Raw genomic sequence first — 15,310 nt, 5'->3', positions numbered from 1 at the left:
GCTCTCAGCCTACGTTATCCACGGGCCGTCGCCGTCCTACGGGCGTGGCCGACACGCCCGTTCCGCGCGACCTCGGGCCCTGTGCCGCGTCGAGCAGCTCGCGGGCGTGGTCCTGGGCGACCTGGCTGTCGCTCACTCCGCCCAGCATCCGCGCGAGCTCGGCGAGCCGGTCCTCGCCCTCGACGACGGCGACATCGCTCTGGGTGACCTGTCCGTCGCTCTCCTTACGGACGACCAGGTGCCGGTCGGCGTACGCGGCGACCTGGGCCAGGTGGGTGACCACGATGACCTGCGCGTGCTCGGCGAGTCGCTGCAGCCGGGCGCCGACGTCGAGCGCCGCGGCTCCGCCGACACCGGCGTCCACCTCGTCGAAGACGAACGTCGGCACCGCTCCGGAGCCGGTGACCACCTCCAGTGCCAGCATCACCCGGGACAGTTCACCCCCGGAGGCGGCCTTCGCGAGGTTGCGCAGCGCGGCGCCCTTGTTGGCCGCCAGCATGATCTCGACCCGGTCGACGCCGTGGCCGGTGTACTCCCCCGGTGTCGGGGTCACCACCACCTCGATGCGCGCCGAGCCCATCGCCAGATGGGTCAACTCCTGCGCCACCTGCTCCTGCAACGTCGTGGCCGCCGTACGACGCGCGGTGGTCAACGCGTCGGCCGCGTCCACCAGCTGGGTCGCCAACTGCTCGAGCCGCGTGTCCAGGTGGGCGATGCGGTCGTCGCTGCCGGCGAGCGCGTCGACGGACGCTGCCGCGTCCTTGGCCCAGGCGAGCACCTCGGCCACGTCCGCGCCGTACTTGCGGGTCAGCCTGCCGAGCGCCGCACGCCGCTGCTGCACGGCTTCGAGACGGCCCGGTTCGATGTCGAGGCCGGCCAGGTAGCCACCCAGGTCGGCACCCAGCTCACCGGCGAGGATGCCGATCTCGCGCAGTCGGTCGGCGAGGCCTGCGAGCTCGACGTCGTGCTCCCCCTCCCCTGCCAGCGACTGGCGGGCGTGCGAGACCAGGTCGACGACGTACGGCGCCCGCTCGGGATCGTCGTCGTCGCCCACCAGCGCTGCGTGGGCCAGGGCGGCAGCCTCCCGCAGCGCGTCGACGTGCAGCATCCGCTCGCTCTGCGCGGCGAGGTCCTCGTCCTCACCCGGCTGCGGATCGACGGCGGCGATCTCCTCCAGGCCCGCGGTGAGCAGCTCCAGGCGTTGGGCCCGCTCCCGGGACTCCTCGCGCAGAGTGGTGACTTCCGCCCGTACAGCGGTCCATTCCTCGTAGAGGGCCACGTACTCGGCGCGCGTCCGGGCGAGCGGCGTCCCGCCGAACTCATCGAGCACCGCGCGGTGCTGGTCGGGGCGTTGCAGACGCCACTGGTCCGCTTGGCCGTGCACGGCGACCAGGTGCTCCCCGATCTCGGCGAGCACTCCGATGGGGGCCGTGCGGCCACCGATGTGGGCACGGGAGCGGCCCGCCGTGGACACGCTGCGCACCAGGACGAGCCCGTCCCGGACAGCGTCCTCGCCGTCGGCGCCCGCCTCGAGAGCCCTGGCCAGCGCCGGATCCCCGTCGGCCACCTGCACCACGCCCTCGACGACGGCCTGCCCGCTCCCGGCGCGCACCAGGCCCGGGTCCGCCCGGCCGCCGAGCAGCAGCCCGAGACCCTGCACGACCATCGTCTTGCCGGCGCCGGTCTCGCCGGTGACCACGTTCAGGCCGTCGGACAGCTCCAGCAGCGCATCCTCGATGACCCCGAGGCCCCGCAGGTGGATCTCCTGGAGCATCAGGCCTCGCTGGGTCCGGGCGCGGGACCCATCCCACGCCATCCGGACACCGACAGGTCGAACTTCGCGACGAGTCGGTCGGTGAACGGCGCTGTGGAGAGCCGGGCCAGCCGCACCGGACGCCCGCTGCGTCGTACGTCGATGCGGGCCGACGGCGGGATGTCGAACGAGCGGCGCCCGTCGCACCAGACGACGGCGTGGGCGCCGGTGCGCTCCAGCAGCTCGATGCCGACGTGGGAGTTGTGGTCCAGCACCAGGGGCCGCGCGAAGAGGGCGTGGGCGGAGATGGGCACGAGCAGCAGCGCGTCGACACCCGGCCAGACGACGGGTCCGCCGGCGGAGAAGGCGTACGCCGTCGAGCCCGTCGGGGTGGCCATCACGATGCCGTCGGCTCCCCAGGTGGACAGCGGGCGGTCGTCGATCTCGAGCACCAGCTCGAGCATCCGCTCGCGGGCGCGCTTCTCCACCGAGGCCTCGTTGAGAGCCCAGCTCTTCCAGACGACCCGACCGTCGATGCTGACCTCGACCTCGAGGGTCATCCGCTCCTCGACGCTCCAGGACCGCTCGACGATCTTCTTGACCGTGGCGTGCACGTCGTCGCGGTCGGCCTCGGCCAAGAAGCCGACGTGGCCGAGGTTGATCCCGAGGAGCGGCACTCCGATGTCGCGCACCAGCTCGGCTGCTCGCAGGATCGTGCCGTCCCCGCCCAGCACCACGGCCAGTTCGGCGCCGTCCATCGATTCACGGCAATCGGCGATCGAGACGTTGGGCTCGTGCAGCACCCCGAACGCCTCGAGCTCGTCGGCCGGACCGGTGACCTCGACGTCGGCCGCGGCCAGGTCACGTACGAGCTTGATGGCGATGTCGAGTGCCTCGGCCCGTCGCGGGTGGCCGATCAGGACGATGCGGCGGCTCATCGCTGCTCACCTGCCACGCCGCTCACGAACTCCTCGATGGCCACGTCGGTCATCTTGCCTTCCGACGCGGGTCGCGCCCACATCAGGTACTCCGTGTTGCCGGATCCGCCGACGACCGGACTGCGCAGCAGTCCATGCACGTGCAGCGCGGCGGCCTGCGCGTGCTCGACCACCTTGCGCAGCACCTCCGCGTGCTGCTGCGCCGAGATCACCACCCCCGTGCGTCCGAGGCGTTCGCGGCCGACCTCGAACTGCGGTTTGACGAGCGTGACGAGGTCGCCCGTGGGTGCGGTGAACCGGGCCAGGGTGCCGAGCACCAGGCGCAGGGAGATGAAGCTGAGGTCGGCCACCACGACGTCGGCGGGACCACCGACCCGTTCGGGATCGAGATCGCGCACATTCACCCCGGACATCTCGATCACGCGCGGGTCGTCCGCGACGACCGCGGCGAGCTGGTCGTGCCCGACGTCGAGAGCGACCACCTGGCGCGCGCCCGCATCGAGCAGCACCTGGGTGAATCCTCCGGTCGAGGCGCCCACGTCGATGCAGCGAGCCTCCGACGGGTCGACGGGGAAGGCCTGCAGGGCGGCCACCAGCTTGTAGGCCGCGCGCCCCACCCAGCGCTCCGGTTCTCCCTCGACGGCGACGGCGGTGTCCTCGCACACCCGCATCGAGGCCTTCTGGGCGACCGTGCCGTCGACCCGCACCCGCCCGTCCTGCACCAGGTCGGCGGCCACGGCGCGCGAGCGGGCCAGGCCACGGGCGACGAGCGCCTGGTCCAGGCGCGTCGTCGGCCCGTCGTCAGCTGGACAGGTCACTCAACCGGCGCTGCAGCGCATCGTGAGCCGCCACGAGTGTCTCGGTGGCCACGGCGAGGTCGATGTCCGGAGCGATCTGCAGATCGAGCGCTGCTCGAACCGCCTCGGGCTGGTCCGCCACGGGTGACGCGACGCCCTGCGAATCGGCCGCCACACCGGCGCCTGGCGCGGCATCGGGGCGCCGGCCCATCGAGGCCGGGCTCGGCGGTACGAGGCTCACGCGTCGTCACCCGATCCCGTGCCGGTCGTGCGTGCGGGGGCGACGTCGAACTCGGCGGCGTCGCCGGGCTCGGTCGAGGGAGCAGGCGCGGCGACACGCGGCGCGTCTGCGGCGGAGGCCGTTCCGGTAGCTCCCGCCGAATCGCCGGCGGCCGAACCACCGTCGAGGTGTCGGGTGTTGCCCTGCTCGACGACGGCATCAGTCGAGTGACTCATCGGGGCCTGCGCACCGGTGCCGTACGCGGGAGCGGTGGCGGTCGTGTCCGCGTCGAGATGGCGGGTGTTGCCCTGCTCCACGATCGGGTCGGTCGGCGTGTGGATTCCGCTGCCCGGCGTCGCGGGCGAGCTCGAGGTGCTCGTGGCGTCGGCGGACGGGGTCGGCGTGGTGGTGGCTGCCTTGGTCGTCGCTGCCTTCTTGGTCGCGCTCGTCGTGGCTGCCTTCCTGGGTGCCGACGTCGTCGCAGACTTCTTGGCTGCGGTGCTCCTGGCCGCCGTGTTCCTGGCAGCCGACGTCTTGGCTGCGGAGGACTTCTTCGCAGTCGACGGCGTCGACTTCTGTGCGGTCGACTTCTGTGCGGTCGACTTCTGTGCGACCGCCTTCGCAGGGGACGCGCTGGACGTCGACGTCTTCTTGGCCGCGGTGCTCTTCGTTGCCGAGCTCCTCGTTGCCGAGCTCTTCGTTGCCGCGCTCTTGGCAGTGGAGGACTTCTTCGCGGTCGACGGCGTCGCCTTCTTACTCGCCGAACGTGCGGCCGACGGGGTCGCCGCCGACGCCGTCCGGGAATCGGCGGCCTTCGTCGTCTTCTTCGCCGCGGTCTTGGTCGTCGTCGCTGCCGACGGCGTCGCCCTCCTGCTCGCCGTCGAGGCCGTCTTCGCTGCGGACTTCTTCGCCGTCCCCGACGTGGCAGCGGCCGTCTTCGTGGTCCTCGTGGCGACCGACGGCGTCGCCTTCTTGCTCGCCGAACGCGCGGCCGATGCCGTCCCCGAAGCCGTGGCGGTCTTCTTCGCTGCGGATGCCTTCGTGGCTCTCTTCGCTGCAGACTTCTTCGCGGTGACGGAGGGGGTAGCGGCGGACGGGGTCGCCTTCTTCGTCGCAGCCGTTGCAGATGCCGTCGCCTTCGTGGCGGCGGCCGGCGTCGCCTTCTTGCTCGCCGAACGTGCCGCGGACTTCGTCGCCGCCTTCGATGGTCGGTTCGTCGCGGAGGTGGTCGTGCCGGCACGGCGGGCGACCGCCTCACGCGACGGGCGGCCGGCGCGAGGGATCGTCGCGTCGTCCACCGGCGTCGCGGGAGCGCGGTTGGCCAGCGCCCGCCGGAGATCGGCGACCTGAGCCTTCAAACGGTCGATCTCGTCGCGCGCGGAGGTGAGTCCGCCGGACGTGGTGAGACCGACTCGCTGCAACTGCAGATCGACCTCGGCCCGGACGGTGTCGGAGATCATCGCGCGATTGGCTGCAGCGGCCGCGACCAGTTCGTCGGCCAACGCGCTGACCTGACCGGTCACCTGCGCGGCCCTTGCGGTCGTCGGGCCGATCCCGGGAAGGCCCAGCAGGCCCTCGGCGGCCTCCGTCGCACGCGCGCGGGTGGCCTCGCTGACCCCGGTGATCATTGCCAGCGCCGAGCGCAGACCGTCTAATGCCATGTCGGGCTTCCTTCGCGGTAGGTCCGGCACGTGCGGCACGCGCCCGTATGGGCGACCACGCTACTGCCAGCGCTGGGTGGCCGACACTGCCGCCTTGAGGGAGATCCGGCCATCGTCCAGTGCGGCCCACAGCACGCGTAACGCGATGCGTAGCCCGTCCTGTCCCTGCGCAGCACCGTCATCGCTGCCTTCGAAGCGCACGTTCGGCTGCGCGGAGGTCTCCAGCGCACCGACCAGACCGCCCACCCGCCAGCCGGGACCGTCGGCCACCGGTTCGTCGTACACCTCGCCGAGGGATCGAAGATCCCCCGCGACGTACCGCGGACGCAGGTGCCGGTCGGCTGCGACGACATCAGCCACACCGTGCACCCCGGTGAACACCAGCAGTGAATCCATTCCTGCCGCATGCGCGCCGGCGATGTCCGTCTCGAGGCGGTCACCGATGCCGAGGGTGTGCTCAGGATCGGTGCCGAGCCGTTGCGCGGCCAACTGATACATCAACGGGCCGGGCTTGCCGACGATCTCGGGGTCGACGTCGACCGCGCTCCGTACCGCGTTGACCAGCGATCCGTTGCCCGGCGCGATCCCCCGATCGGTCGGAAGGGTGCGGTCGGCGTTGGTGACGACCCAGTCCGCTCCGGACTGGACGGCGTACGCGACCTCGGCCAGGTCGCTGGCACGCACGTCGGGACCATATCCCTGCAGCACCGCTTTGACCGGCCTGATCGTCTCCGCGACCTCCGAAGGGAGAACCGGACTCAACCCCGCGCCGCGCAGCGCATCCGCGACGCCTCCTCCACCGACCGCCAGTACCGGCGATCCGGCGGCCAGACGCCCCGCCAGCACCTGCGCGCCGGCCACCGAGCTGTTGACGACGTGGTCGCCGGAAACGGCCAGCCCCAGTGAACGGAGCTGCTCGGCGACCTGCTCGGGAGGCCGGGAAGCGTTGTTGGTGGCGTACACGACTCCCCCGGGTGACGTCGACGCCACTTCCGAGAGACCCTCGACGGCGTACGGCACCGCGTCGGCGCCTCGGTACACCACCCCGTCGAGGTCGCAGACGAGGCCGGGGTAGAGATCACGCAGGGCACGGGGCATATCTCATTGTCACCGCCGCGCGCCGACCCCGCGCACCCTGGCCACCGACGCGGCTTCCACCTCATGGCGGCTTACGGCGCCGCCGCCAGCCTTCCAGAAGCGCCGCCGAAGGGCTCCCTGCACCCGAACGACGTCTCCGGGCTGCAACGCGAGCGCCACCTTGCGGGTCCTGGCCGTCCAGCACGCGACGTCGATGACGTCGACGGTCGGTCTCTTGCGATCCGTCACGGGCTTGCCAAGCCGGGCGCGATCCACGACCAGTCGGAAACTGACCAGCTCATCGTCGCTCGGCATCACCCGGCGTTCCGCCGGCGCGCTGATCCGACCGATCAGCTGTACGTCGTTGAGCACCGATCCGGCGCCCGGTCCCTCATTCGCTGCTTGTGCCATGTCCCGCTCCTCGTCCCTCTGCTGTGCTCACAGAGTGAACGCAGCAGAGACGAAGGCACAGCGATCAGAACGCGGGTGTGCACAGCCGGCGCCGCGGTCGGGGGATGTGTACAAAGCAACCGCCCCCAGCCGCTGACGTCACGGATGCTGCTGCGGGGACTCCTCGTCGAATCGCTCCCGCTCGACGGCGTCGTACTCGTCATCGGACGCGTCGGACTCGTCGAGCAGGTCGGTCATCTCGACGTCGGATCCGATTCCGAGGCGCTCCGCAGCGTCCGTCTCGTCGTCGGTGTCGGCCTCCATCGCCTTGGTGAACCAGGTGCGGGCCCCTTCTTCGTCCCCGGTCGCCAGCAGCGCGTCGGCGTACGCGTAGAACAACCGCGCCGCCCACGGTTGGTTGGTGGCGCGGTCCAGAGCCGGAATTCGCAGCCCCATGACCGCGGCGTCCGCCTGACCCAGGTCGCGCCGCACCCCGGACACCACGATCGCCAACTCGATGTTGTCGGCCTCGGCCAGATTCCTGGCGTCCGCGGACGAGGCGAGCTCCAACGCACGGTCGGCACGGCCGAGGCCACGCTCGCAGTCGACCATGTAGGCTATCAGGTGGTTCGAGCCGGACAACCGGCGAGCCGTCCGGAACTCGCGCAACGCATCGGCGAATTCCGCGCGCCGGTAACGCACCAGGCCGAGGGCCTCACGCACAGCGGGGACACGACCGGCGCGCTTGGCAGCGTGTTCCGCGTGCTCCAGTGCCAGATCCGGATCGTCGTCCAGGAACTGTGCCGCGGCCACGAGGTGCCGTGCGACGCCTTGAGCGTTCTCCTTGCTGAGGGTCCGCAGCTGGGTCCAGACCTGGCGGTCCAGCTCCTTGCCGGTGATCTCCTCGGGCAGCTCCGGCTCACGCACGCGTGGCCGATCCGAGGCACGCCCGGGCGAGTTGAGCTCCCAGCTACGCGGACCTCGGTCACGGCGCTCGGGACGATCATCGCCGCGACCGGCACGCGGTGCATGACCAGATGCGCGCCCCTCCCGGGAGCCACCGGCCCCGGGCGGCCCGCCGCCTTGGCGTGCGTCCCGGCCACCCGCTGCCCCACGCTCACCACGCGACCGATCCGGCGCTCCACCAGCGCGGCCACCACCAGAACGACCTCGCTCCGGCGCACCGCCAGAGCGGCCACCACCCGAACGGGTCCGATCCGGACGCTGCCCGTCACCGGTGCGACGCTGGTCCGGGCGCTCACCGCGGCTGCGCGACGTCGCGTCGTCGCCGCCCGAACGGTCGGCGGAGCCCGCTTCGCGACCGCGGGCCGCACTCCATCGTGAGGAGTGCTGCGTCGACTCCGATTCTGCTCCGGGGTTCTGGTCCTCGTCGGGCATCGCCGACACCTGCCTTCTGATAGATCGCTCGTCTGCACCCTAGTGCGACAGCGAGATCGCGTGAGCCCGCCGGTCGCCCCGCGCGTGGGCCGACACCCACGTTCCCACCGGGAACGGGATAGACAAAAAGAATGCGGGGGTGCAAGACAACCATTCGGTTATCTCGCACCCCCGCATTCATAAAGGTAGTTCGGCGGTGTCCTACTCTCCCACACACTCCCGTGTGCAGTACCATCGGCGCTGAAGGGCTTAGCTTCCGGGTTCGGTATGGGACCGGGCGTTTCCCGCTTCGCTATGACCGCCGTAACACTATGGAACTATTCGACCTGCCGGCCACCACGCAACCCCGTGTTCGGGGTGGTGGTGGGGTGGGTGTGTTGTTCCAGAATCACACAGTGGACGCGAGCAAGCTCTTAAAGTTTTGGTTGTGGTGTCAAGTTGTCGGCAGATTAGTACCGGTCAGCTACGCACCTTACGGTGTGTCCACATCCGGCCTATCAACCCAGTAGTCTAGCTGGGTGCCTTCACACCCCAAGGGGTGATGGAAACCTCATCTTGAAGCGTGCTTCCCGCTTAGATGCTTTCAGCGGTTATCACTTCCGAACGTAGCGAATCAGCCGTGCCACTGGCGTGACAACTGACATACCAGAGGTTCGTCCATCCCGGTCCTCTCGTACTAGGGACAGGTCTTCTCAAGTTTCCTGCGCGCGCAGCGGATAGGGACCGAACTGTCTCACGACGTTCTAAACCCAGCTCGCGTACCGCTTTAATGGGCGAACAGCCCAACCCTTGGGACCTACTCCAGCCCCAGGATGCGACGAGCCGACATCGAGGTGCCAAACCATGCCGTCGATATGAGCTCTTGGGCAAGATCAGCCTGTTATCCCCGGGGTACCTTTTATCCGTTGAGCGACGGCGCTTCCACAAGCCACCGTCGGGTCACTAGTCCCGACTTTCGTCTCTGCTCGACGTGTCTGTCTCACAGTCAAGCTCCCTTGTGCACTTACACTCGAAACCTGATTGCCAACCAGGCTGAGGGAACCTTTGGGCGCCTCCGTTACTCTTTAGGAGGCAACCGCCCCAGTTAAACTACCCACCAGGCACTGTCCCTGATCCGGATCACGGACCGAAGTTAGGTGCTCAGAACGACCAGAGTGGTATTTCAACGATGACTCCACGAACACTGGCGTGCCCGCTTCATAGTCTCCCACCTATCCTGCACAAACCGTACCAAACACCAATACCAAGCTATAGTAAAGGTCCCGGGGTCTTTCCGTCCTGCTGCGCGTAACGAGCATCTTTACTCGTACTGCAATTTCGCCGAGTTCGTGGTTGAGACAGTGGAGAAGTCGTTACGCCATTCGTGCAGGTCGGAACTTACCCGACAAGGAATTTCGCTACCTTAGGATGGTTATAGTTACCACCGCCGTTTACTGGCGCTTAAGTTCTCAGCTTCGCCACCGAAGTGACTGACCGGTCCCCTTAACGTTCCAGCACCGGGCAGGCGTCAGTCCGTATACATCGAATTACTTCTTCGCACGGACCTGTGTTTTTAGTAAACAGTCGCTTCTCCCTGGTCTCTGCGACCCTCACCCCTAACCCGCATGGGGTTTCAAGGATTGGGCCCCCCTTCTCCCGAAGTTACGGGGGTATTTTGCCGAATTCCTTAACCACGATTCACTCGATCGCCTTGGTATTCTCTACCTAACCACCTGAGTCGGTTTAGGGTACGGGCGGCTCGAACCTCGCTAGAAGTTTTTCTTGGCAGCATAGGATCACCCTACTTCCCACATTCGTGGTCACTATCAACTCTCAGGATATGTGTGGTGCGGATTTGCCTACACCACTCCCTACAGTTTTAGACGTGGACAACCATCGCCACGCGGAGGCTACCTTCCTGCGTCACTCCATCGCTTACCTACTACAAGATCGGGTCCCACGCTCCCCCACACAACACGTACACCACCCCGAAAGGTGACGCACGCGAAACGGTGGGTTCGGATGGTTAGCATCCCCTGATTCGATATGGGCGGTTCTTCGCCGGTTCCGGAATATCAACCGGATGTCCATCGACTACGCCTGTCGGCCTCGCCTTAGGTCCCGACTTACCCAGGGCAGATTAGCTTGACCCTGGAACCCTTGGTTATTCGGCGGACGGGTTTCTCACCCGTCATGCGCTACTCATGCCTGCATTCTCACTCGTGTGGCCTCCACGCCTGGGTCACCCCGGCGCTTCACTGCCCACACGACGCTCCCCTACCCATCCACACCCCTGAACCACCAGGACAAGCCTGGTACCTAGGGGACTGTGTGAATGCCACAGCTTCGGTGGTGTGCTTGAGCCCCGCTACATTGTCGGCGCGGAATCACTTGACCAGTGAGCTATTACGCACTCTTTAAAGGGTGGCTGCTTCTAAGCCAACCTCCTGGTTGTCACAGCAACTCCACATCCTTTTCCACTTAGCACACGCTTAGGGACCTTAGCTGGTGATCTGGGCTGTTTCCCTCTCGACGACGAAGCTTATCCCCCGCCGTCTCACTGCCACGCTCTGACTTACCGGCATTCGGAGTTTGGTTGACGCCAGTAACCTGGTGAGGCCCATCAGCCATCCAGTAGCTCTACCTCCGGTAAGAAACACGTGACGCTGCACCTAAATGCATTTCGGGGAGAACCAGCTATCACGGAGTTTGATTGGCCTTTCACCCCTACCCACAGCTCATCCCCTCAGTTTTCAACCTAAGTGGGTTCGGTCCTCCACGCCGTCTTACCGGCGCTTCAACCTGGCCATGGGTAGATCACTCCGCTTCGGGTCTAGACCCAGCGACTCATACGCCCTCTTCGGACTCGCTTTCGCTACGGCTACCCCACACGGGTTAACCTCGCCACTGAGCACTAACTCGCAGGCTCATTCTTCAAAAGGCACGCCATCACCGCACATGTCGGCTTTGACGGATTGTAAGCACACGGTTTCAGGTACTATTTCACTCCCCTCCCGGGGTACTTTTCACCTTTCCCTCACGGTACTTGTCCGCTATCGGTCACCAGGGAATATTTAGGCTTAGCAGGTGGTCCTGCCAGATTCACACGAGATTTCACGGGCCCCGTGCTACTCGGGTACCAGTCCAGACAGTCACACATGTTTCGGTTACGGGAGTCACACCCTCTACGCCGCACCATTCAAGATGCTTCACCTACACGCGCGATTTTTTACTGTCCTCCATCCTGTCAGAGATGAAAAAGACCGGCCCCACAACACCGCAGCTGCAACCCCTGACAGGTATCACACAACTACGGTTTAGCCTCTTCCGCTTTCGCTCGCCACTACTCACGGAATCACATGTTGTTTTCTCTTCCTGTGGGTACTGAGATGTTTCACTTCCCCACGTTCCCTCCACACACCCTATGAGTTCAGATGTGGGTACCACGACATATCTCGTGGTGGGTTCCCCCATTCGGAAACCCTCGGATCACAGCCTGGTTATCGGCTCCCCGAGGCTTATCGCAGATTCCTACGTCCTTCATCGGTTCCTGGTGCCAAGGCATCCACCGTGCGCCCTTAAAAACTTGAGCCACAAAAACAAAGATGCTCGCGTCCACTGTGTAATTCTCAAACAACACACACCCAACCGATCACCAACCCCACACACGCGGGACCAGGACCTGAAGGTGCCACCCAACAAGAGAAAACAACGATCGTTTCCTCATAACCCCAACAGCGTGTCGACACTCCCGCCTGCCACCACCCGCACGCCTCCACACCACGGCCAGCCCCGCAAAGGAACCAACCCGGTAGTACTACGACACAAACAGCACCAGAACAACAGCACCATGATTGATGATTCCACCCATGAGCACACCCGGCCACACATTCGGCGACCGCAGGTGTATCGCTCCTTAGAAAGGAGGTGATCCAGCCGCACCTTCCGGTACGGCTACCTTGTTACGACTTAGTCCCAATCGCCAATCCCACCTTCGACCACTCCCTCCACACAAGGTGGTTAGGCCGTGGGCTTCGGGTGTTACCAACTTTCGTGACTTGACGGGCGGTGTGTACAAGGCCCGGGAACGTATTCACCGCAGCGTTGCTGATCTGCGATTACTAGCGACTCCGACTTCATGGGGTCGAGTTGCAGACCCCAATCCGAACTGAGACCAGCTTTAAGGGATTCGCTCCGCCTCGCGGCATCGCAACCCTCTGTACTAGCCATTGTAGCATGCGTGAAGCCCAAGACATAAGGGGCATGATGATTTGACCTCATCCCCACCTTCCTCCGAGTTGACCCCGGCAGTCTCCCATGAGTCCCCACCATTACGTGCTGGCAACATGGAACGAGGGTTGCGCTCGTTGCGGGACTTAACCCAACATCTCACGACACGAGCTGACGACAACCATGCACCACCTGTACACCAACCAAAAGGAAACAACATCTCTGCTGCGATCTGGTGTATGTCAAGCCTTGGTAAGGTTCTTCGCGTTGCATCGAATTAATCCGCATGCTCCGCCGCTTGTGCGGGCCCCCGTCAATTCCTTTGAGTTTTAGCCTTGCGGCCGTACTCCCCAGGCGGGGCGCTTAATGCGTTAGCTACGGCACAGACCTCGTGGAATGAGGCCCACACCTAGCGCCCAACGTTTACGGCATGGACTACCAGGGTATCTAATCCTGTTTGCTCCCCATGCTTTCGCTTCTCAGCGTCAGTAATGGCCCAGAGACCTGCCTTCGCCATCGGTGTTCCTCCTGATATCTGCGCATTTCACCGCTACACCAGGAATTCCAGTCTCCCCTACCACACTCTAGCCTGCCCGTACCCACTGCAGACCCGGAGTTAAGCCCCGGGCTTTCACAGCAGACGCGACAAACCGCCTACAAGCTCTTTACGCCCAATAATTCCGGACAACGCTCGCACCCTACGTATTACCGCGGCTGCTGGCACGTAGTTAGCCGGTGCTTCTTCTCCCGCTACCGTCACCCCGAAAGGCTTCGTCACGAGCGAAAGGAGTTTACAACCCGAAGGCCGTCATCCCCCACGCGGCGTCGCTGCATCAGGCTTTCGCCCATTGTGCAATATTCCCCACTGCTGCCTCCCGTAGGAGTCTGGGCCGTGTCTCAGTCCCAATGTGGCCGGTCACCCTCTCAGGCCGGCTAACCGTCATCGCCTTGGTAGGCCACAACCCCACCAACAAGCTGATAGTCCGCGAGTCCATCATCCACCACCAAAAAGGCTTTCCACCCCCAACCATGCGGCCAAGAGTCATATCCAGTATTAGACCTCGTTTCCAAGGCTTATCCCAGAGTGAAAGGCAGGTTACTCACGTGTTACTCACCCGTTCGCCACTAATCCACCCACAGCAAGCTGCGAGCATCATCGTTCGACTTGCATGTGTTAAGCACGCCGCCAGCGTTCGTCCTGAGCCAGGATCAAACTCTCCAAAAAAAACTATTCTGCAAAATCCAATCCCAGCTGAAATCAACAGAAGATCAAACTTCGTCAACATCAACCAAACAAAAAATCTGGCATCAATCACTCGACACGCTGTTGAGTTATCAAGAAACGATCGCGACCGTTACACGCAGATCTTGTCTGCATTTCTCCGGGGCAACTTCTCTAACTTAGCACCACTTCCCGGCTGCTTCCAAATCGAGCGAAGCGGGGTATTTCGTTCGTGGTGCTGGGTTTTCACCGACCTGCGGACCAGCCGGCTGCTCGCCGTCCGTGCCTCCGTCAGGCAGTGGGCAAGAGCGTACGACACCGGGTCGGGTGCGACCAAATCGGCCCTCAGGACCTCCGTGCGGCCACCAGATGCTTGCGTCCGCGCTTGATCAGAGCCACCCGTCCGTGCAGGTAATCAGCCTCGGTCAAGGTGGCCTCCGCGGTCGTCACCTTGACGTTGTTGAGCGAGATGCCGCCCTCGTCGATCAGCCGTCGTGCAGCGTTGCGGCTGTCGGCCACGCCCGTCTGCACCAGGGCGTCGACGATCGTGGACCCGGTGTCCACAACGCCGCCCGGAAGCTCCGCCGTCGCGTCCTGCAGCGTGCGTTCGTCGAGCGCGCTCACATCCCCCTTGGCGAACAGCGCCTCAGCGGCGGCCTGCGCGGACCTGGTGGCGTCGGCGCCGTGCACGAGGGTGGTCACCAGCTCCGCCAGCGTGCGCTGCGCCGTACGACGGAAGGGCTCGTCACGCACCTGCTGCTCCAGGACCGCGATCTGCTCCCGGTCCAGGTCGGTCAGCACCTTGAGCAGAGTCACCACCTCGGCGTCGTCGACGTTGATCCAGAACTGGTAGAAGGCCCACGGGCTGAACATCTTGGCGTCCAGCCAGACGGCGTTGCCCTCGGACTTGCCGTACTTGCGGCCGCTGGAGTCGGTCAGCAACGGGGTCGTGAGCACGTGCACCGCCGCGCCCTCGGTGGACCGGATCAGGTCGGCGCCGGCCAGGATGTTGCCCCACTGGTCGACCGCGCCGGTCTGCAGCGTGCACCCGAACTCCCGGAACAGGTGCAGGTAGTCCAGTCCCTGCAGCACCTGGTAGCTGAACTCGGTGTAGCTGATGCCGTGCTCGCTGTTCAGCCGCGCGGCGACGGCGTCCTTCTTGATCATCGTGTTGACCCGGAAGTGCTTGCCGATGTCGCGCAGGAAGTCCAGGGCGGTGATGCCCCGCGTCCAGTCCAGGTTGTTGACCATACGGGCGGGGTTGGACCCGTCGAAGTCCAGGAACGGCTGCACCTGCTCCTCGATGCGGCTCACCCACTCAGCGGTCTGCTCAGGCGTCTTCAGCGCCCGTTCGGCCGACGGTCGCGGGTCGCCGATCAGGCCCGTCGAGCCGCCCACCAGGCACAGCACGTGGTGCCCGGCACGCTGCAGTCGGCGTAGTAGCACGAGCTGCACCAGGTTGCCGAAGTGCAGCGACGGCGCGGTCGGGTCGAAACCGCAGTAGACCGTCAAGGGGCCGCTCGCGAGTGCCTCGCGCAGGGCGGTCTCGTCGGTGGTCTGGGCCACCATGCCGCGCCACTGCAGCTCCTCGAAGATGTCAGTCACTGGTCTCGGTTCCTTCCGTGGCGCGCCGTCCGGGGCGCCG

General features: G+C 65.4%; 10 protein-coding genes and 3 rRNA genes. 1 reads left to right on the top strand and 12 read right to left on the bottom strand.

Annotated elements, in window-relative coordinates; genetic code table 11:
- Positions 1-4: 4 nt before the first annotated feature.
- From recN to HNR15_RS07030, 5 genes are read right to left on the bottom strand one after another with little or no spacing between them, the layout of a single operon-like run.
- The gene (gene recN, locus HNR15_RS07050; protein WP_179480304.1) at positions 5-1,774 is read right to left on the bottom strand and encodes a DNA repair protein RecN; all 1,770 of its coding nucleotides are present in this window, start codon (positions 1,772-1,774) and stop codon (positions 5-7) included.
- On the bottom strand, positions 1,774-2,691 hold the full coding sequence (locus HNR15_RS07045; protein ID WP_179480302.1) for an NAD kinase: 918 nt from the start codon (positions 2,689-2,691) through the stop codon (positions 1,774-1,776). Before HNR15_RS07045 ends, recN begins: the two co-directional genes overlap by 1 nt.
- Entirely contained in the window at positions 2,688-3,509 is an 822-nt protein-coding gene (locus tag HNR15_RS07040) for a TlyA family rRNA (cytidine-2'-O)-methyltransferase (RefSeq protein ID WP_179480300.1), read from the bottom strand. Before HNR15_RS07040 ends, HNR15_RS07045 begins: the two co-directional genes overlap by 4 nt.
- Positions 3,493-3,729, bottom strand: a complete 237-nt coding sequence (locus HNR15_RS07035) for a hypothetical protein (RefSeq protein WP_179480298.1) — start codon at positions 3,727-3,729, stop codon at positions 3,493-3,495. Before HNR15_RS07035 ends, HNR15_RS07040 begins: the two co-directional genes overlap by 17 nt.
- Positions 3,726-4,025: a hypothetical protein gene (locus HNR15_RS07030; protein WP_179480296.1), complete on the bottom strand. Its 300-nt coding sequence runs from the start codon at positions 4,023-4,025 to the stop codon at positions 3,726-3,728. The genes HNR15_RS07035 and HNR15_RS07030 overlap by 4 nt, the downstream gene beginning before the upstream one ends.
- 55 nt (positions 4,026-4,080) lie before the next feature.
- On the opposite strand from HNR15_RS07030, the gene HNR15_RS07025 reads away from it, so the two are divergent.
- Complete coding sequence (locus HNR15_RS07025; protein ID WP_179480294.1) at positions 4,081-5,058, top strand: hypothetical protein; 978 nt, start codon at positions 4,081-4,083, stop codon at positions 5,056-5,058.
- A gap of 371 nt (positions 5,059-5,429) precedes the next feature.
- Here HNR15_RS07025 and HNR15_RS07020 read toward each other — a convergent pair whose 3' ends face one another.
- The 7 genes from HNR15_RS07020 to tyrS form a co-directional block, all read right to left on the bottom strand.
- Complete coding sequence (locus HNR15_RS07020; RefSeq protein WP_179480291.1) at positions 5,430-6,467, bottom strand: HAD-IIA family hydrolase; 1,038 nt, start codon at positions 6,465-6,467, stop codon at positions 5,430-5,432.
- A 9-nt stretch (positions 6,468-6,476) separates the two neighbouring features.
- Positions 6,477-6,857, bottom strand: a complete 381-nt coding sequence (locus HNR15_RS07015; protein WP_179480289.1) for a single-stranded DNA-binding protein — start codon at positions 6,855-6,857, stop codon at positions 6,477-6,479.
- 138 nt (positions 6,858-6,995) lie between these two features.
- Positions 6,996-7,763, bottom strand: a complete 768-nt coding sequence (locus HNR15_RS07010) for a tetratricopeptide repeat protein (protein ID WP_179480287.1) — start codon at positions 7,761-7,763, stop codon at positions 6,996-6,998.
- Positions 7,764-8,422: 659 nt separating this feature from the next.
- Positions 8,423-8,540 (bottom strand): 5S ribosomal RNA (rrf, locus tag HNR15_RS07005).
- A gap of 123 nt (positions 8,541-8,663) precedes the next feature.
- Positions 8,664-11,805, bottom strand: a 23S ribosomal RNA gene (locus HNR15_RS07000).
- A 328-nt stretch (positions 11,806-12,133) separates the two neighbouring features.
- Positions 12,134-13,668: ribosomal RNA gene (locus HNR15_RS06995) — 16S ribosomal RNA — on the bottom strand.
- The 16S, 23S and 5S rRNA genes sit together here, the layout of an rRNA operon.
- Positions 13,669-14,010: 342 nt before the next feature.
- Positions 14,011-15,270 (bottom strand): tyrosine--tRNA ligase, encoded by a 1,260-nt coding sequence (tyrS, locus tag HNR15_RS06990; protein ID WP_179480285.1) that lies wholly within the window; start codon positions 15,268-15,270, stop codon positions 14,011-14,013.
- Positions 15,271-15,310: the final 40 nt, after the last annotated feature.

The sequence above is a fragment of the Allobranchiibius huperziae genome (genome assembly GCF_013410455.1).
GTDB classification, from domain to species: domain Bacteria; phylum Actinomycetota; class Actinomycetes; order Actinomycetales; family Dermatophilaceae; genus Allobranchiibius; species Allobranchiibius huperziae.
This window is presented reverse-complemented; position numbering and strand designations above follow the sequence as displayed.

Excerpts from the sequence above, each read along its gene's own strand:
- recN (WP_179480304.1), bottom strand. The coding sequence starts at position 1,774 with ATGCTCCAGGAGATCCACCTGCGGGGCCTCGGGGTCATCGAGGATGCG.
- HNR15_RS07045 (WP_179480302.1), bottom strand. The coding sequence starts at position 2,691 with ATGAGCCGCCGCATCGTCCTGATCGGCCACCCGCGACGGGCCGAGGCA.
- HNR15_RS07020 (WP_179480291.1), bottom strand. The coding sequence starts at position 6,467 with ATGCCCCGTGCCCTGCGTGATCTCTACCCCGGCCTCGTCTGCGACCTC.
- HNR15_RS07015 (WP_179480289.1), bottom strand. The coding sequence starts at position 6,857 with ATGGCACAAGCAGCGAATGAGGGACCGGGCGCCGGATCGGTGCTCAAC.